General features: G+C 63.5%; 14 protein-coding genes. 4 read left to right on the top strand and 10 right to left on the bottom strand.

What is annotated here, in order from left to right:
* Nucleotides 1-8 precede the first annotated feature (8 nt).
* Genes fliO through fliR form a run of 4 tightly spaced genes read left to right on the top strand, consistent with a single transcriptional unit; the run spans nucleotide 9 to nucleotide 2,260 of the window.
* Nucleotides 9-332, top strand: coding sequence for a flagellar biosynthetic protein FliO (gene fliO / locus DVB37_RS10550; RefSeq protein ID WP_120155007.1), 324 nt, complete (start codon nucleotides 9-11; stop codon nucleotides 330-332).
* Nucleotides 333-359: 27 nt separating this feature from the next.
* Nucleotides 360-1,151 (top strand): flagellar type III secretion system pore protein FliP, encoded by a 792-nt coding sequence (gene fliP / locus DVB37_RS10545; protein ID WP_120155006.1) that lies wholly within the window; start codon nucleotides 360-362, stop codon nucleotides 1,149-1,151.
* Between the two features lie 16 nt (nucleotides 1,152-1,167).
* Nucleotides 1,168-1,437 (top strand): flagellar biosynthesis protein FliQ, encoded by a 270-nt coding sequence (gene fliQ / locus DVB37_RS10540; protein WP_006219058.1) that lies wholly within the window; start codon nucleotides 1,168-1,170, stop codon nucleotides 1,435-1,437.
* Nucleotides 1,438-1,471: 34 nt separating this feature from the next.
* Entirely contained in the window at nucleotides 1,472-2,260 is a 789-nt protein-coding gene (fliR, locus tag DVB37_RS10535; protein ID WP_046807478.1) for a flagellar biosynthetic protein FliR, read from the top strand.
* 97 nt (nucleotides 2,261-2,357) lie between these two features.
* On the opposite strand, the gene DVB37_RS28635 is transcribed toward fliR, so the two are convergent.
* The 10 genes from DVB37_RS28635 to DVB37_RS10485 all read right to left on the bottom strand — a co-directional run bounded on the left by DVB37_RS28635 (nucleotide 2,358) and on the right by DVB37_RS10485 (nucleotide 18,447).
* Entirely contained in the window at nucleotides 2,358-3,308 is a 951-nt protein-coding gene (locus tag DVB37_RS28635) for a T6SS immunity protein Tli4 family protein (protein WP_162941191.1), read from the bottom strand.
* 110 nt (nucleotides 3,309-3,418) lie between these two features.
* Nucleotides 3,419-4,519, bottom strand: a complete 1,101-nt coding sequence (locus tag DVB37_RS28320) for a T6SS immunity protein Tli4 family protein (RefSeq protein WP_162941190.1) — start codon at nucleotides 4,517-4,519, stop codon at nucleotides 3,419-3,421.
* A gap of 110 nt (nucleotides 4,520-4,629) precedes the next feature.
* Nucleotides 4,630-5,829, bottom strand: a complete 1,200-nt coding sequence (locus DVB37_RS28630; RefSeq protein ID WP_162941189.1) for a T6SS immunity protein Tli4 family protein — start codon at nucleotides 5,827-5,829, stop codon at nucleotides 4,630-4,632.
* Complete coding sequence (locus DVB37_RS10515) at nucleotides 5,826-7,538, bottom strand: triacylglycerol lipase (protein ID WP_120155002.1); 1,713 nt, start codon at nucleotides 7,536-7,538, stop codon at nucleotides 5,826-5,828. Before DVB37_RS10515 ends, DVB37_RS28630 begins: the two co-directional genes overlap by 4 nt.
* The gene (locus DVB37_RS10510; RefSeq protein WP_120155001.1) at nucleotides 7,535-10,072 is read right to left on the bottom strand and encodes a type VI secretion system Vgr family protein; all 2,538 of its coding nucleotides are present in this window, start codon (nucleotides 10,070-10,072) and stop codon (nucleotides 7,535-7,537) included. Before DVB37_RS10510 ends, DVB37_RS10515 begins: the two co-directional genes overlap by 4 nt.
* Nucleotides 10,073-10,156: 84 nt before the next feature.
* Nucleotides 10,157-11,752 carry a PAS domain-containing methyl-accepting chemotaxis protein gene (locus DVB37_RS10505; protein WP_120155000.1) on the bottom strand — a complete coding sequence of 532 codons (1,596 nt, stop codon included), beginning with the start codon at nucleotides 11,750-11,752 and terminating at the stop codon, nucleotides 10,157-10,159.
* Between the two features lie 352 nt (nucleotides 11,753-12,104).
* Complete coding sequence (locus tag DVB37_RS10500) at nucleotides 12,105-13,835, bottom strand: methyl-accepting chemotaxis protein (protein ID WP_046807734.1); 1,731 nt, start codon at nucleotides 13,833-13,835, stop codon at nucleotides 12,105-12,107.
* A 138-nt stretch (nucleotides 13,836-13,973) separates the two neighbouring features.
* Nucleotides 13,974-14,441, bottom strand: a complete 468-nt coding sequence (locus DVB37_RS10495; protein WP_046807735.1) for a hypothetical protein — start codon at nucleotides 14,439-14,441, stop codon at nucleotides 13,974-13,976.
* A 29-nt stretch (nucleotides 14,442-14,470) separates the two neighbouring features.
* On the bottom strand, nucleotides 14,471-16,336 hold the full coding sequence (locus DVB37_RS10490) for a methyl-accepting chemotaxis protein (protein WP_120154999.1): 1,866 nt from the start codon (nucleotides 16,334-16,336) through the stop codon (nucleotides 14,471-14,473).
* A 110-nt stretch (nucleotides 16,337-16,446) separates the two neighbouring features.
* Nucleotides 16,447-18,447: a methyl-accepting chemotaxis protein gene (locus DVB37_RS10485; protein ID WP_120154998.1), complete on the bottom strand. Its 2,001-nt coding sequence runs from the start codon at nucleotides 18,445-18,447 to the stop codon at nucleotides 16,447-16,449.
* Nucleotides 18,448-18,559 lie beyond the last annotated feature (112 nt).

Below are 18,559 nucleotides of genomic sequence, written 5' to 3'. Positions count from 1 at the left end.
CCGGCGCCATGACTGAATCCGCCCTGCTGCGCGTCATCATCGGCCTGGTGCTGGTGGTGGCCGCCATCCTGGTATCGGCCTGGCTGGCGCGGCGGGCCGGATTGACCCAGCGCGGCGGCGGCAACCTGCTCAAGCAAGTGGCCAGCCTGCCCGTTGGGACGCGCCAAAGCATCGTCGTCGTTGAAATCGACAACACCTGGCTGGTGGTGGGCGTAGGCCCGAACCAGCTCACCACGCTGCATACCCTGCCCGCCGGCCAGATGCCGGAGGGTTCGCCCTTGCCCGCCGCGGCCTTCGCGGCCAAGCTGGGCCAGGCGCTCAAGCGCCGCTAGCGCGACACGCGCATCTTTGCGACACCCATGAGCTTTCTCTCTCGCACGACACTCCTGCCTGCTCGCCCGCGCGCGCTGCCCCTGCTGGCCGCCGCCGCGGTGCTGGGCCTGGCCCTCTTTCCCGCCGGAGTCGTCGCCCAGGCCACCCTGCCCGCCCTGACGGCCACCCCCGGCCCCAACGGCTCGGAGACGTATTCGCTCAGCATGCAGACGATGCTGCTGATGACGTCCTTGTCGTTCCTGCCGGCCGCCTTGCTGATGATGACGGGCTTCACCCGCATCATCATCGTGCTGGGCCTGTTGCGTAGCGCGATGGGCACGGCGATGTCGCCGCCCAACCATGTGCTGATCGGGCTGGCGCTGTTCCTGACCTTCTATACGATGTCGCCGGTGTTCGACAAGATCTACGCCGACGCCTACAAGCCCTTGTCCGAAGGGTCGATCCAGTTCGAAACCGCCGTGGAACGCGCCGCCGGTCCGCTGCGTACGTTCATGCTGCACCAGACCCGCGAGAACGATCTGTCGCTGTTCGCCAACCTGGCCAAGCAGCCCGCGCTGGAAGACCCGTCGCAGGTGCCCTTGCGCATCCTGGTGCCCGCCTTCATCACCAGCGAATTGAAGACGGCGTTCCAGATCGGCTTCACGATCTTCATCCCGTTCCTGATCATCGACCTGGTGGTGGCCAGCGTGCTGATGGCGCTGGGCATGATGATGGTGCCGCCCGTGACCGTGGCGCTGCCGTTCAAGCTGATGCTGTTCGTGCTGGCCGATGGCTGGAACCTGCTGATGGGCTCTCTGGCCCAGAGCTTCTACCAATAACGCCGGAGCAATCGCCATGACCGCGGAAACCGTCATGACCATGGCCTACCAGGCGATGAAGATCGTCCTGGCGATGGCCGGCCCGCTGCTGCTGGTGGTGCTGGTGGTGGGCCTGGTCATCAGCATCTTCCAGGCCGCCACGCAGATCAACGAAATGACGCTGTCGTTCATTCCGAAGCTGCTGGCCATGTGCGGCGTGCTGGTGCTGCTGGGCCCGTGGCTCATCGGCGTCATGGTCGACTACATCCGGCAGCTGATCGGCCAGATTCCCATGCTGGTGTCCTGAGCGGCCCGCGCCGCCCGGCCCCGGACGTCTCCCCATGATCGCCTTCACGCTCGAACAGCTCAACGGCTGGATCGGCCAGTTTCTCTGGCCCTTCGTGCGTATCCTGGCGCTGATCGGCACCGCGCCGCTGTTCTCGGAATCCGCCGTTCCCGTCAAGGTGAAGGTCGGCCTGTCTTTCGTGCTGGCCGTGGCGGTAAGCCCCGCGCTGGACCCCATGCCGCCGATCTCACCGGGCTCGTATGCCGGGCTGTGGATGGTGATGCAGCAGGTGCTGATCGGCATCGCCATGGGCTTCACGATGCGCATCGTGTTCGCCGCCGTGCAGACGGCTGGCGAATTCGTCGGCCTGCAAATGGGCTTGTCGTTCGCCTCGTTCTTCGACCCCAGCGCCGGCGCCAACACCGCTGTGCTGTCGCGCCTGTTCAACATGGTGGCCATGCTGACCTTCCTGGCCCTGGACGGCCACCTGCTGGTGCTGGCCGCCCTGGTGCGATCCTTCGACACGCTGCCGGTCGCGGCGATCCAGCTGCACCAGAACGGCTGGGGCGTCGTGGTGGAATGGGGCAAGACCGTCTTCGTCTCCGGCCTGCTGCTGGCACTGCCGCTGATTTGCGCGCTGCTGACCATCAACCTGGCGATGGGCATCCTGAACCGCGCCGCCCAGCAACTGTCCGTGTTCTCGGTCGGCTTTCCGGTCACGCTCATCATCGGCGTCACCGTGCTGACGGTGGTGCTTCCCCACGCGGGACCGTTCCTGGAAACGCTATTCGAATCCGGGTTGGGCGCAATGAGCCGCGTGGTGGATGCGTTGGCGGGCCGGTAGGGCCTTGACCCTGTGATGCTGGCGGGTTGGTAGGACTGCGCCGCGCCGTCGCACTTCCAGATGCCAAGCCAGGGGCAAGGCGTACCGGACGCCGCCGTCACCCCGTGCTCGCATTGCCCTGGCTTGACGACGCGCCCGCCGCGCCGGGACGCAGGCGAATGGATTCGACGATCGCGTCCCATAACGCCACGGCTTCAGCGTCCGATGCAAACGCGGGTGGTGGCGCGTTGCCTTGGTTGTCGCGGTTGCGCTCCAGGACGCCCAACTGCGCGGCTAGATTGGGCTCGGTGATCGAGTCATCCTTGCCCTGCGATTCCCAGGTAAAAGAGTAAAGCCGCTGTCCTTCCTGGCTGCCCGCCGTGGCGTATTCCTCCGCCTGGATCGGGCCGATGTTGCGCTCGCCTTTGCGCAAGGTGGTCATGCCCGCGACTAGCTTGGCAACGCCCATCAGGAAGCCGCCCATCCTTTCCAGCAAGCGGTTTTCTTCGGCGCCAGTGCTGGAGCGGAATAGAAATTGCGCGCCGGGATGGTTGGGAAAGGTCACGCCAATTCGAAAGCTCTCGACTTGAAACGCGCTGCCCGCGATGAAGCCGCCGTCGATGCAGAAGCCGGGGTCGGTCGGGATTTCCAGCGGTTCGCGTGAACGCAGGTTGCTGGTCCAGGTCTTTGCGCGTTGCATCGCGCGCTCTTCGCGGTCAGGTGATATCGGAACTTTTAGGCGGAAGACTCGGCCGGCAGGCTCAGCAACAGCGTAGGTGTCTAGAAGATACGCCTCGTCGCTAAAGTCCACGTACCAAGAATAAAGACCCGTTGAGGTCGGGCTAAGCGCAACGCGACGAACGAACATGGTCCCACCTGATCTCAAGTGAGGTTGCGCTTTCAATTCACGCTCTCGAACATTAATGACGTCATCAAGCGCCGATGCCGGACCTTTGAGTGATTCCAGCTGGATACCCCACAGCTTATAACTTGGCCTAACGACAGCATCCGGTGGAAGGTCGATAACATACCGACCAAAGCAGTGCGTGATCCATCCTTCTTTGTTCACGGTGGAACTCCGGGATGGGGTCGGGAAAGCGGTGCAACCGGACAGCGCCAGGGAAGCCGCCACGCCAGCAGCAATCGATGCTCGAAACACGGGATTCATATCGCTGCCTATCAGAACGCTTTGACCAGCCGCCACGGCACTACACGCCCGTCGACCAGCGGCAGGATCTGGCCATGCATGAAGGTCTGCTCAGGTTCCTGCGCCGCGCCGTCGCACTTCCAGATGCCAGGCCAGGGGCAAGGCGTACCGGACGCCGCCGTCATCCCCGTGCTCGGATTGCCCTGGCTTGACGACGCGCCCGCCGCGCCGGGGCGCAAGCGAATCGATTCGACGATCGCGTCCCATAACGCCACGGCCTCCGCGTCCGATGCAAACGCGGGCGGTGGCGGGTTGCCTTGGTTGTCGCGGTTGCGCTCCAGGACGCCCAGTTGTGCGGCTAGATTCGGCTCGGTGATCGAGTCATCCTTGCCTTGCGATTCCCAGGTAAAGGAGTAAAGCCGCTGCCCTTCCTGGCTGCCCGCCGTGGCGTATTCCTCGGCCTGGATCGGGCCGATGTTGCGCTCGCCTTTGCGCAAGGTGGTCATGCCCGCGACTAGCTTGGCAACGCCCATCAGGAAGCCGCCCATCCTTTCCAGCAAGCGATTTTCTTCGGCGCCGGTGCTGGAGCGGAATAGAAACTGCGCCCCGGGATGGTTGGGAAAGGTCACGCCAATTCGAAAGCTCTCCACTTGGAATGCGCTGCCGGCGATGAAGGCGCCGTCGATGCAGAAGCCGGGGTCGGTCGGCATTTCCAGCGGTTCGCGTGAACGTAGGTTGCTGGTCCAGTTTCTTACGTACCCAAAAGTCATCTCTTCGCGATCGGGCGATACAAGATGCTCCAACCGCAAAATCCGTCCCGCCGGCTGCGCCACCGCATAGGTCTCAAGGCGATAGGCCTCCAAACTGTAGTCCGCGTACCAGGAAGAGAGTCCCATCGCGTCGGGACCGAAGGCTATGCGACGTAAGAACAAACTGCCGTTACTCTTTTGATGCGGCTGTGCCTTGAGATCACGCTCTCTTGCAGCAAGGACCTCGCCAAGTGCAGAAGCCCGTTCTGTCATCCACTTCAGCGGGTCACCCCACAGCCTGTAACTGGGTCTGATAACTGCATTCGCAGGAAGGTCGATCACATACCGACCAAAGCAGTGAGTGATCCATCCTTCTTTGTTCACGGTGGAACTCCGGGATGGGGTCGGGAAAGCGGTGCAGCCGGACAAAGCCAAGGAAGCCGCCACGCCAGCAGCAATCAATGCTCGAAACACAGAATTCATATCGCTGCCTATCAGAACGCTTTGACCAGCCGCCACGGCACTACACGCCCGTCGACCAGCGGCAGAATCTGGCCATGCATGAAGGTCCGATCAGGTTCCTGCGCCGCGCCGTCGCACTTCCAGATGCCAGGCCAGGGGCAAGGCGTGCCGGACACCGCCGTCATCCCCGTGCTCGCATTGCCCTGGCTTGACGAGGCGCCCGCCGCGCCGGGACGCAGGCGAATGGATTCGACGATCGCGTCCCATAACGCCACGGCTTCAGCGTCCGATGCAAACGCGGGCGGTGGCGGGTTGCCTTGGTTGTCGCGGTTGCGCTCCAGGACGCCCAGTTGTGCGGCTAGATTCGGCTCGGTGATCGAGTCATCCTTGCCTTGCGATTCCCAGGTAAAAGAGTAAAGCCGCTGTCCTTCCTGGCTGCCCGCCGTGGCGTATTCCTCGGCCTGGATCGGGCCGATGTTGCGCTCGCCTTTGCGCAAGGTGGTCATGCCCGCGACTAGCTTGGCAACGCCCATCAGGAAGCCGCCCATCCTTTCCAGCAAGCGGTTTTCTTCGGCGCCAGTGCTGGAGCGGAATAGAAATTGCGCGCCGGGATGGTTGGGAAAGGTCACGCCCACCTCGAAGTCTTCGACTTGGAATGCGCTGCCGGCGATGAAGGCGCCGTCGATGCAGAAGCCGGGGTCGGTCGGGATTTCCAGCGGTTCGCGTGAACGCAGGTTGCTGGTCCAGTTCCTTACGTACCCAAAAGTCATCTCTTCGCGATCGGGCGATACAAGATGTTCCAACCGCAAAATCCGTCCCGCCGGTTGTGCCACCGCATAGATCTCAAGGCGATAGGCCTCCAAACTGTAGTCCGCGTACCAGGAAGAGAGTCCCATCGCGTCGGGACCGAAGGCAATGCGACGTAAGAACAAACTGCCGTTATTTTTGTGATGTGGCTGTGCCTTGAGGTCGCGTTCTCGTGCAACAACAACGTCTGCGAAGGCTGAAGCCGGTTCTGTCGTCCACTTCAGCGGGTCACCCCACAGCCTGTAACTGGGTCTGATAACTGCATTCGCAGGAAGGTCGATCACATACCGACCAAAGCAGTGCGTGATCCATCCATCTTTGTTCACGGTCGAACTCCGGGATTGGGTTGAGAAAGCGGTGCAGCCGGAAAGAACCAAGGAAGTCGCGACGCCGCCCGCAATCAATGCGCGAGACATGCGGTTCATGTCTGTTCCTTATCAGAAGGGTGCCAATCTGCAAGTTGCGCGATTTTGATCACACCGAATATCGCGGCCCATTGAGCACGTTCGTCGACGTAGCTATCCGCATGCTCATAGCCCATCGCCTTGTTGTATTCGCCAGTACCCTTACTGCCTTGCCTGAAGCTGGCTTTGATACCGCTTCTTCCCGGTATCCGGCCAGAATCTGTTGAAACGGTTCCGTCTCCTCCACTGCCATGTGTGTCCTGCCCCTGCTCCGTCCAGGGTGGTGTAGTGGGGATCAATGTGGGCAGCTTCCGTTCGAACAGTCCTTGGTAACTGCCATTGCCGTCATCACGAGGTTTGGCACCAAAAATTTCCATTGGAGCAGGGTCACCTTGCCAGATAATCTCGCGCCAGCTATGCAAGCCATCATCGGCGCCATAGTGCGCATAGGTTTCGGGGTGGTAGCCTGCGGCCGATAATGCTTGTTGAAACGCCCCTACCCTGCTCAACATCAACTCAAAGGGCACTCGAGGTCCGGAAGGCGCTTTGGAATCTCGTGACTTCTCCAACATATTCAAGTACTTCGTGTTCTGCTCCGGCACCAAGCCATACCACGCTTCGGTTTTATAAATTTCTTCGTACGGATTCCCGCGTTGCGGATAGGCGCGGGGAACACCGGCTGCGTCTTTCAACACCTGCCCCTTGGCATCGCGCAGGAACAGCCATGGCATGCCGCCTCGGTGCTGCGTCGTGGGTAGCAATTCCAGGCCGCCCGGCGAACGCCCCACGACTGCGGTGACCTCGCCGGCGTTGGATCCCAGGATGATCTGAACCGCGCCTTCGTAACCGCAGCGCATGTGGTGATAGGCTGCCGGTGCGCCGCTGGCGGGCTGCACGCCGTGGACTACGCCCAGCACGCGGTCGTACCCCTGCAACTGAGTCAGCGCGCGGCTGACGATGCCGCCCATCGAGTGCGTGACCAGGATCACCTTCATGCTGTCGGCCTGTTCGGCGCTGATCCCGCCTTCTTCGCGGTAATGGGCTAGCACCGTGTTTTCGATGTAGTCGCGGATGTCTGCTGCGGAATCCGCATTGGATTGCAGCCAGTTGTAGCCGCCGCACCAGACGTCGAACTGGTATTTGCCGGCGTGCATTAATTCGCCTTCCGTCAGCGCGGTGACCTGGCCCCGTTCCTCGCCGTATTCCGCGGGGTCGCGCAGGCTTTCTTCGTTCCACCACTTTTGAATTTTTCGCGCACGATAGATGTTGTCCAGCAGTTGTTCCAGGCGGGCCAGGAACGGGTGGTAGTACATCTTGTGAGCGCTGCCCCACCCCCGTCGTCGTGCCGCGTCGGCGTTTAGCCCAGAATCGCCCAGACTGATCGGGCCGCTGCCGTCCACCTCGACGGCCGCCGGATCCAGCAGCTTCTGACGCACCTTTGGACCCCGACTCCACCAGGTGAAGATCGCAGCAATCAGCCCGAAAATATCGGCGATTGAAAAGCTGGTATTTGGCGGTTGCCATACCGACGCCTTGGTCGCTTTATTGCGCAAATTCGTACCCATGATCCCGGGCAGAAACACCACCGGTATCGGCGCCGGCACGGAGCAAAGCAGCACCTTGTCGCGCTTGTCTTCTGTCGGCGTCAGGCGTGTTGAATACACTCGCCGGCCCAGGTCGTCGCGTGTACACGGAATCAGCACCTCGTCATCGGGCAGCATCGGCTTCATGCGTTTTCCTTGCGATTGTCTTGTGCGTCGGAATCAGCCGACACGGTGCGCATGCTGACCAGATCCATCAACAGATCCTGCTGCATGGGCAGGCGGCCCTGGGCGTCGGTGACCACCTGAAAGATGGCGCCGTCACCCCGGCGCAATTCCACCTTGGTGTGCGCCAGCGGCTCTAGGCTGGCGGCGTCTCGCACAACGTAGGCGTCGTCGAACGGGGTTGCGTCCCAGGTGTTGAATTCCATTGACGCGCTGCTTGGCCCCGAAAAAACGTGCTGCGCTGCCTTCACCGTAAACGTGCCCGGCATGCCCAGTTCGATGTTGCCGTCGGCAATCTTGATCGTCGCCCCGCCGCACAACAGCGTGATGTGTTTGTCGGCGGCGATCAGCACGTGTTGTTGGCTGGACGTGATTTCCGCGCTTTGATCGGCCTGGATGCGAATGGCGTTGTGCTGCGCCTGTAGCAGCATTTCGCCTTGATGCGCGATCTGTCGCAGCGCACCGCCTTGCGAGAACAGGCCTACATCGCCGCCCGCGTTCAGCACGATCTTGTCGCCCGCGCTGACCTGCTGATGCTGTTGCGCGACGCTGTCCACATTGCCACCGGCCGACAATACGATGCCTGCCGGCGTGGCGGCGGCGATGCCGGCTGGGGCGCTTAGGCCGATGGCGCCAACGTCGCCTAGGCCGCTCCCGTCCGACTGGTTGTTGGCGCCGTGGCCCAGGTCGCGCACCGCATCCGACAGGGTTTGCTGCGGCCGGGCGTCGTGGGCAACGCCTTCGTGCTTCTGGGCGTAATCCCCCAGGTTGCGGGCAAGTTCCAGCGCCGCTTGCAAAGCCGCGACGATATCGGATCTATCCAACTGCCCGCCCTTGGCGTGCAGTTGCGTCTCGGCCGTCAGCAACAACCCCTTCCCCGCCCGCAGCGCTCCATGTTCGTCCGTGCGCAGTTCGAACCCTTCACCGCGAGCTTGCCCACCGCTTGGACGCGGATGCGTCAGATACCCCAGATGCAGCTGCGTGTCGCCGTGTTCGCTCATCAACGCCGCGCTGATCTGCGCGGACGTGTCATCCAAGCGCAATTCGTTGGCGCGATTGCCCCGGAATTCCTTGCTCTTGATCGTGTTCAGGACGTTGTGCCGTGGCAATTCATACGGCGGCAGATTGGTCGCCCGGAAAGTTCTGCCGATTATCAGCGGCTGGTCCGGGTCGCCGTTTGCGAATTGCACGATGACCTCTTGTCCGATGCGAGGTATCGCCATGTGGCCCCACTGCGCACCGGCCCAGTTCTGCGATACGCGAATCCAGCACGAGCTATGTTCGTTGTGCTCGCCTACGCGATCCCACGGGAATTGGACTTTGACGCGGCCCCAGTCGTCGCAATAGATTTCTTCATTGGGCGGGCCAACCACCGTCGCCATCTGGTGGCCGTCGATACGCGGCTTGGGTAAGGGCTCGGGCTTCCAATCGACCTTGTCGGGCACCAGTTCAGCGGTGTAGCGATACTGCGTCCCCTCCTGCGATCCCGATCCTTCTTCTTCCTGGCTCGACGGCTGCACGCCCCGATGTTGCATCCGCACGGGTCGCCAACCGTGGTTCCAATCTTCGCGAGGATGACCGACAAGATCGAACGCCACGCCAGGAATCAAGCGCGCGTCATCCCCTTCGACCACCGCCACGCGCGCATCGCGGCGGCGGCCCAGTAAGCGCGTCTGGGTAAACGGCTGGCCCGCCTCGTCGCGTTTGTAGCGGCCGGGGTAGTCGTAACGTTCGTAGCGGGCATCCTGATGAGAAAGATCCGATGCAACCGGCGAATGTTCCTGGCTATAGCGCGGATGCGTGTAGGTGTAGTCGCGCTGAGTCTGCACGGCGGTGCGCACGCGCTCGGCATAAGAAAACCGATGCAACGCCGGTTCTGCCTGATCACCCCCCGGCATCGGGTTGTAAACCACCGGCCCGCCCGCGATCTCGCCGTGGATATAAATCCGGTCGCCATGAATCAATCGGTGCCCATGCTCCGAATGCGCATAGCGATAGAAATAGCCTTCCTCGGCCGCCAGCCTGTCGATAAACGCCAAGTCGGTGTCGCCGGCCTGCACGCAATATTCGCGCGGCAGGTGTTCCTGCGTCGTCACCTGTTCGTAGTCGGTAATCCCCTGCCGCTTGATGACGTCAGCCAGGATCTCGGGCGCGGACAGATGCTGGTAGATGCGCCAATCGGAACACAGCGCGGCGCGCGCCAAAGACGGTTCCAGCACCAGCCGATACCGCGTGCGCCGAAAGCCCGTGTCGCCTTGAACGAATTCGGTGACGACGCCGTGCACGTGCCGCATAGCCACCGCCCCGCGCCATATCGTGAACAGCGCGGGCTGATCCAGCAAGGCGCCGAAATCCACCGCGGGATCAAAGCTGGACAACTCCACGCATAGCCGATACGTCTCGGACAGCGCCTCGTCCAGCGTGAATTCAATGACGTCGAATGCCGCGCCACTGGCGGGCGTGAACGTAAAACGATAAATGTGCGCCTGCAAAGACACTGGCCCCTCCAGGACGAATCCAATGAGAGGGGCCAGTGTGCGCAGCGTAGGCGCCGCGCGTCTATAGGAGGCTTACGAAAAAGGCTACGGCTGCCCTGTCAGGCGGAAGACGCGAATCGTCTCGCGCAGCGCGCCGGACTGCGTGCCCAGCTGCATCACCGCACCGCCCAGTTCCTGCACCAGCGCCGTGTTCTGCACGGTCATCACGTCCATCTGCGACACGGCGGTATCGACCTGCTCGATGCCGCTGGACTGCTCTTGGGACGCTTGCGAGATCTCGCCGATGATGTCGGTGACCCGATTGACGGCGGCCACGATTTCTTCCATCGTCGCGCCCGCCTGCTCGGCTTGCGCCGAACCTTCCGACACGCGGTCCACGGAATCCTCAATTAGCCCCTTGATCTCCTTGGCGGCCTGCGCGCTCTTTTGCGCCAGGCTGCGCACTTCGCCCGCCACCACCGCGAAGCCCTTGCCGGTTTCGCCGGCGCGGGCCGCTTCCACGGCAGCGTTCAACGCCAGGATGTTGGTCTGGAACGCAATGCCCTCGATGATGCTGACGATGTCGGCGATCTTGCGCGAGCTGGCCGAAATGCCGTGCATGGTGTCCACCACCTGACCCACCGCCACGCCACCGCGCCGCGCCACGTCCATGCTGCTGGCGGCCAATTGGTTGGCTTGACGTGCGTTGTCCGCGTTCTGGCGCACGGTCGACGTCAGCTGCTCCATGCTGGCGGCCGTCTGCTGCAAGGAAGACGCCTGCCCTTCCGTGCGGCCGGCCAGTTCCTGGTTGCCGCGCGCGATGTGCACGGCCGCATGCGTCGTGCCCTCAATGCCGCGATAGACGTCCTGCGCGATGCCGATCAGGCTCTTGCGCATGACTTCCAGCGAGAACTTCAAGCTGCCGACTTCGTCATCCGAGTCCGCGATGATCTGCGTGGTGAGATTGCCGGCGGCAACCTGGCGCGCCATGTTGGCGGCATCCTGCATCGGGTCCAGCAGCGACCGCGACAAGCTCCAGCCCATGCCGAAAATGGCCATCACGCCCAACGCGATCACCCCGCAACCCAGGCCGGCGCCCCACACGCCCAAGCTGTCCCAATTGGCGTGCAGGCCATAGGCGCCCGCGCCCGCCACGATGCCCGCGGACACCAGGGCATGACGGAACATACGGCTGCGCACGCTGCGCCGGAACGGAAACGCGATCACGTCCAAGCCACGCCGCCAACCAGCGCGCACCGGCCGTCCGCGCTTGATGCGGACGCCGCGTGCCGTGCCTTCGCGGATGCGGGCGTAGAGATCTTCTGCCATCTCGATCTGTTCGTCGGACGGGCGCACGCGCACGGACGAATACGCCACCACTTCGTCGTTCTCGACGATGGGCGTGGCGTTGGCCAGCACCCAGTAGTAGCCACCGTCCTTGCGACGATTCTTGACCAGGCCCAACCACGACTCGCCGGCTTCCAGCGTTTCCCACAGATCTGCGTAGGCTTCGGGCGGCATGTCGGGATGGCGCACGATGTTGTGCGGCTTGCCGATCAGTTCTTCGCGGGTAAATCCGCTGACTTCGACAAAAGCCGGGTTCGCGTAAACGATGCGGCCCTTGGTGTCGGTGCGCGAGATCAGGTACTGATCCTCGCGCAGCTTGGTTTCCACATCGTTGATGGGTAGGTTTACGCGCACAGCTAGTCTCCAGTGACATCTATAGAGCAGCGAATGATTAGCAGCGAGCAAACCGGCCGTAACGCCCCGGATAAACCTGTCCCCGCCCGGTTTGTCTGATGGACGCGCCGCGAGCGCCGCCCTATCGTCAAACACTGTTCACCGCCCTTCCCCAGGCGTTATTGTTATTAACGGACTTATTTTCGAAAACTTAACGTGCGTATTAATTCGCCGCTTGGGCGCGGGCACGTCGGAGCATGGCGACGTCGCAGCATGGCGACGTCACAGCATTGCAACGTCACGACATTGCATCGTGACGCCATCCAGCATGACGTTCCCGCCGAGGCGTGCCCCGGCGGGAAGTCGGTGGCGATCAGCCCTGCGTCAACGTCGGCGACGCGTAGCCGCTGAGTTGATGCGCGGGCACTTCAATGACTTCGCCCGCGTTGATCTTGAACACGGCCACGGCTTCGGCCAGGCGATGCGCCTGATCTTGCAGCGAACCGGCGGCAGCCGCCGCTTCTTCCACCAGCGCCGCGTTCTGCTGCGTCACTTCATCCATCTGCGAGACGGCGCGGTTAACCTGGTCGATGCCGCTGGACTGCTCTTCCGATGCGGCCGAGATCTCGCCCATGATGTCCGTCACGCGCTTCACCGAGGCCACGATTTCCTGCATCGTTGCACCGGCGCGTTCCACCTGCTGCGAACCCGCGCCAACCTTGTGCACCGAGTCTTCGATCAAGCCCTTGATTTCTTTGGCGGCCTGCGCGCTGCGCTGGGCCAACGAGCGCACTTCGCCCGCCACCACCGCAAAGCCCTTGCCTTGCTCGCCGGCACGCGCCGCTTCCACGGCGGCGTTCAGCGCCAGGATGTTGGTCTGGAATGCAATGCCATCGATGACGGACACGATTTCGGAAATCTTGCGCGAGCTGGCGGAAATGCCCTGCATCGTGCTGACCACTTCCGACACCGCCGAACCACCGCGCTCGGCCACGTCCGACGCGCTGGCGGCCAATTGATTGGCCTGGCGCGCGTTGTCGGCGTTCTGCTTCACGGTAGATGCCAGTTCTTCCATCGAGGCGGCGGTTTCTTCCAGCGATGCCGCCTGCTCTTCCGTGCGGCTGGACAAGTCCGTGTTGCCGGCCGCGATCTCGCGCGAACCCACGGTGATCTCGTCCACGCCACGGCGCACCGTCGCCACCGTACGCGACAGGCTTTCCTGCATGCGCTTGACGGCAGCCATCAGCTGGCCGATTTCATTATGCGATTTGACTTCCACGCGGCTGGTCAGGTCGCCGGCGGCGATCTTGTCGAAGTGCTGGCCGGCTTCCACCAAGGGGCGCACCACCAGGCGGCCGAACAGGATGCGGCAGAACACCATCAACAGCAGGGCCAGGCCAACGGCGACGCCCACGGCAACCATGGCGCGGTTGAAGTTGGCTTCGGCCTGGTCGATCGTCGCTTGCTGCTGGTCGCCGATGTACTTGCTGAAGTCGCTGATCGCCTCGATGAAGGCGGCGCTGCGCGGCGTGCCGTATTCGTTGTTCACCATGTAGAACGTCGAATAGTCTTCGCTGCGCAGGGCTTCGACCATCGTGTCGACGCCGTCGTCAATGTACGAGCGATAGCGGCGCACCAGGTTCATCGACAGCTGGCGGCCGGTGTCGTCCTGAAGCATGTTTTTCTGGAAGTCCGAGAAGCGGCTGCGCACGCCCGTCAGCAGGTCCGTGGCGCCCTTGAGCGCGGCGGCTGCATCGCGTGCCGAGTTCTCGCCGCTGCCCCAGCCCGATTCCTGCAAGTGGCGCGCGGCCACCATCAGGCTGACGCGGGCGCGCAGCATGTCGCTGTTAATGACCTCGACCTGCTTGGCACGTTCGGTCAGCGCGTTGACTTCGCGAATGGACTCGTAATTGTGCTGCAAGAAGAATGCCGCCAGACCGCCGACGGCCGCGATCAAGATCGCGAAGAACGCCATGACCCACAGCAGCATCGTGCCGACGCGGGCGTCGCGCAGCCGTAGCTTGCGTTTCACCTTGGGTGCGCGCGCGGCCTTTTTCTTGCCGCCTTTGCCGGCCTTTGCGCCGGATTCGAGACTCGCTTCCATATTATTTCCCCATCCCTCAGGAACTGCTCTGACCAAATGAAAAACCACCTTGTGGACACGCCCTGTTACACGGCGGGTACATTCAAGGCGACGTACATTGCGGCGTGAGCCGCAATGCTCTCTACCGGATTTCCAGCGCTACTTGCCTTTCGGCGCCAACACGGCCGGTTCGCCCGGACCAGGTATGTAGATGGTTTGGACCTCGGGTTCGGCCACGGGCTGCGCCCAGTCCTGACGCACGTCGGGCATGGGCGCGGGGCCCAGCAACTTCTGGCGTTCCCAAGGTTCCAGCAGAATATTGGTGCTGTCGACCAGCCGCATCAAGCGGCCATCCGGGCCGAACTGCAACAGCGCTTCCTTGCGGCTGTACAGCCCATCGGCGACAAACGTGATCTTGAAGGACCAGAGGGCAAGCTGCGTGCCGTCGGTCTGTCTGTATAGCTTGTCAGGCGGCGCGGTGAGCGCGCGCGAGGCTTCTTCCAGCGTCGTCTGGCCCGGGGTCAGGGTGCCCAGCTTGCCCGGATCAAAGTTATGACCCGTGGCCGCGCAGCCGCCCAGCAACAACGCGATGGCGGCGGCCGCCAGAAGATGTCTATAGCCTCGCATACCTTACCTGTTCGCCGGCTGCGCCGGCATCAAAAAGATTCCCAGTCGTCGTCGGACGGCGCGGTACGGCGGCTCGGCGCGGGGGCCGGTTTGGCCTCACCTGCCGGGGCGGCGGCGCGCGGTGCCGGACGACGCACCGGACGTGTCGCGGTGGCGCCTTCAGCGGCGGCGGCCGGCTTGGCTCGCGTGGCATGCGTCAGGCGCACGGCCGGCGCGGCGCGCGTGGGTGCCGGCGCTTCGGCGGGCGCCTCGGGCGCGGCAGCCGGTGCGGCCACGCGCGGCGCGCGACGCTGCGGTTGCTGCTGCGCCAGCTGGCGAGCCGGCACTTCGATGACTTCACCCGCATTGATCTTGAACACGGCCACGGCCTGGACCAGGCGTTCGGCCTGCTCTTGCAGCGAACCGGCCGCCGCGGCGGCTTCTTCCACCAGCGCCGCGTTCTGCTGCGTCACTTCGTCCATCTGCGACACGGCGCGGTTGACCTGGTCGATGCCGCTGGACTGCTCGTCCGAGGCCGCCGAGATCTCACCCATGATGTCCGTCACGCGTTTCACCGACGCGACGATTTCCTGCATGGTCGCGCCTGCGCGTTCGACCTGCTGCGAACCCGCGCCAACCTTGTTGACGGAGTCTTCGATCAAGCCCTTGATTTCCTTGGCGGCCTGCGCGCTGCGCTGCGCCAGCGAGCGCACCTCGCCCGCCACCACCGCAAAGCCCTTGCCCTGCTCCCCCGCACGCGCCGCTTCCACGGCGGCGTTCAGCGCCAGGATGTTGGTCTGGAAGGCGATGCCGTCAATGACGGACACGATTTCCGAGATCTTGCGCGAGCTGGCTGAGATGTCGTGCATGGTGTTGACCACTTCCGACACCGCCGAACCGCCCCGCTCCGCCACGTCCGACGCGCTGGCCGCCAACTGGTTGGCCTGGCGCGCGTTGTCGGCGTTCTGCTTGACGGTAGATGCCAGCTGCTCCATCGACGCGGCGGTTTCCTGCAAGGAAGCGGCTTGCTGCTCGGTGCGGCTGGACAGGTCCGTGTTGCCAGCGGAGATTTCACGCGAGCCCACGTTGATTTCGTCTACACCACGGCGCACGGCCGACACGGTGCGCGTCAGGCTTTCCTGCATGCGCTTGACCGCCGCCATCAAATGGCCAATTTCATTGGACGAGGTGGCTTCCACGCGCACGGTCAGGTCGCCGCCCGCGATCTTGTCAAAGCTCTCGCTGACGGCGCGCAAGGGGCGCAGGATGACGCGGTTCATGAACAGGAAGGCGCCCAGCGACACGGCCAGGATCAACGCGGCCAGGCCCAGGTACACAAACGTCATCGTGGACGCCTGCGAGCGCGCGGCCTGCACTTCTTGTTCGCTGAAGGTATTGATGTTGCCGGCGAAATCGCTCAGCTGCTTGAAAAAAGCACCGCTGGCGGCGCCCGCCTTGGTGTTCTTCAGCGTCAGGTACGTCGCGGCGTCGCCCTTGTCCAGCGCGCCCATCATGGCCTGCAAGGCCCCCGAGAAGGCGTTGAACGTCGCAATCAGCTCGCCTTCCGCCGTCTTGCCCATGGTCGTGAGCTTGGGCACGGCCTTGAACGCTTCCATCTTCTTGTTCGCATCGCCGATCAGTTGCTGCACGGTGCGCGAGTTGTCGGCGGCGCCGTTCGCGTCGCCCGCCGCACGTTGCGCAGCGGCGATATCCGCACGGATCGTGGCGCGCAACATCTGCGTGTACGCGTCCTTGATCAGATTGCTTTGCTGCACGCTCAGCGAATCCAGCGCGTTGATCGTGACAGCACTGGCCTGCATGCTGTTCCAGCCCAAACCAATTGCAACCAGTGCGGCCAGGGCAACTGCCAACTGAGCGAGCATCAAGCCCGTGCGCACCTTCAGATTGCTAAACATGTTCCAAGAGTTCCGGTAGTCGTCCCGGCGGCACGCTGTGGCCGCCGGTCCGTAAAGGGGGGGTACTGTTCGTAATCGACTGCCTGTTCAATGCACTGACGTGGGTTGCGTCAGAAGGACTCCCAATCATCATCCGCGGGCGGCGGACGGCGGCTGGCGGCGGGCGCGGAGGGAGACGTTGCCGCTCCGCCCGCGCCGGCGCCATCAGCGCGCGTCGCCGGGCGGCGCAACGGGCGCACCACCGTGGCGGCGGTAGCCGCCGGCTTGGGGCGCGCCACCTGGGTCTTGCGCGGCGCGGGCGCAGGCGCGGCCGCCGGGGCGGGTGCGGGCTGCGTCGGCGCTTCGTATTCGTCGTCCGACTCTTGCGTTGCCGGTTCGGTAGCGGCCGGCATCGGCTTGGCCAGGCGCGCGGCAGAGGCGCGAGGGGCGGACGATGACGGGGTCGATGCGCGGGCGTGGGCCGAGGCGTGGGTGGAAGCTTGCGGCGGCGATTGCGGCGACGACACGCGCGGCGCGCTTTGCTGCGCGGCAAGTTGACGCGCCGGCACTTCGATGACTTCGCCCGCATTGATCTTGAACACCGCCACGGCTTCCGCCAGGCGTTGGGCCTGCTCTTGCAGCGAGCCCGCCGCAGCGGCCGCTTCTTCCACCAGCGCCGCGTTCTGCTGCGTGACTTCGTCCATCTGCGAGACGGCGCGGTTGACCTGGTCGATGCCGCTGGATTGTTCTTCCGACGCTGCCGAGATCTCGCCCATGATGTCCGTCACGCGCTTCACCGAGGCCACGATTTCCTGCATCGTCGCGCCTGCGCGTTCGACCTGCTGCGAACCCGCGCCAACCTTGTTGACGGAGTCTTCGATCAAGCCCTTGATTTCCTTGGCGGCCTGCGCGCTGCGCTGCGCCAGCGAGCGCACCTCGCCCGCCACCACCGCAAAGCCCTTGCCCTGCTCACCCGCGCGCGCCGCTTCCACGGCGGCGTTCAGCGCCAGGATGTTGGTCTGGAACGCGATGCCATCAATGACGGAAACGATTTCCGAGATCTTGCGCGAGCTGGCGGAAATGCCCTGCATCGTGCTGACCACTTCCGACACCGCCGAACCACCGCGCTCGGCCACGTCGGACGCGCTGGCAGCCAGCTGATTGGCCTGGCGAGCGTTGTCGGCGTTCTGCTTGACGGTGGACGCCAGTTGCTCCATCGACGCAGCGGTTTCTTCCAGCGAGGCGGCTTGTTGTTCCGTACGGCTGGACAGGTCGGTGTTGCCGGCGGAAATTTCCCGCGCGCCCACGTTGATCTCGTCCACGCCACGGCGCACCGTGGCCACCGTGCGCGTCAGGCTTTCCTGCATGCGCTTGATGGCGGCAAACAGCTGGCCGATTTCATTGGTGCTGCGCACGTCGATACGGCCCGTGAAGTCGCCACCGGAAATCTTGTCGAAGTGCTCGCCCGCCTGATGCAGCGGACGCAGCACGGTGCGGTTGATGAACAGCCAGCAACCCAGCGCCAACAGCAGCGAAATGGCCAGCAGCGCAATGGTGACCGTGCGCGAGATGCGGTGGTCGACCTCGGCCTGCACCACCAATTCGTCGGTGCGCGCATCGACAAACTGCAAGACGCCATACACGCCTTCGCGGAACGCCGTGTTGGCGGCGCCGCCGGCATCGTTCAGGTCCAGATAATCTTGAATGGCCAGGTTCGCCAGTGCGGCGGCCTGACGCTTGTAGACGTCTTCGAACTGCTTGTAGCCGGCTTCCAGCTTTTGAACCACGGCGTCCGAGCCCGGCATGCGGGGGTTTTTGCGGAAGGCGTCCAGCTGTTGGTTGCCTTCCTGCATCAGCGCGTCTGCGCGCTTGGCCTGCGAGGTGGCCTGCTCGGTCTTGCCCTGCTGCATGTCCATCAGCGAATTGGCCAGCAGCAAGCGGCCCCGCAGGAACGCGGCGTAGGCGCGATTGAGCTGGGTCGCCTGATTGGAATAGGCGTCATTGACCTGTTCCAGCTTGGCGTTGCTGGAATTGAGCCCCATCCACGCCACGCCGTTCGACGCGAACATGGCGGCCGTGAAGAGCAACAGCACCAGGACGATACAGGTGCGGACTTTCAAATTGACAAGCATGAAATACCCGAGCGTTAAGCAGCGTGAAACGACACAACCTACCCTGAACGCAACCACGGACGCCCCGGTCCTTGACCGGAAGCGTCCGAGAGTGGCGCACTAGGCCCAAGCC

The organism is Achromobacter sp. B7 (assembly GCF_003600685.1).
Classification (GTDB): Bacteria; Pseudomonadota; Gammaproteobacteria; order Burkholderiales; family Burkholderiaceae_B; genus Achromobacter; species Achromobacter spanius_B.
Note: the sequence above shows the minus strand (reverse complement) of the source record. Positions and strands in the feature narration are given on the sequence as shown.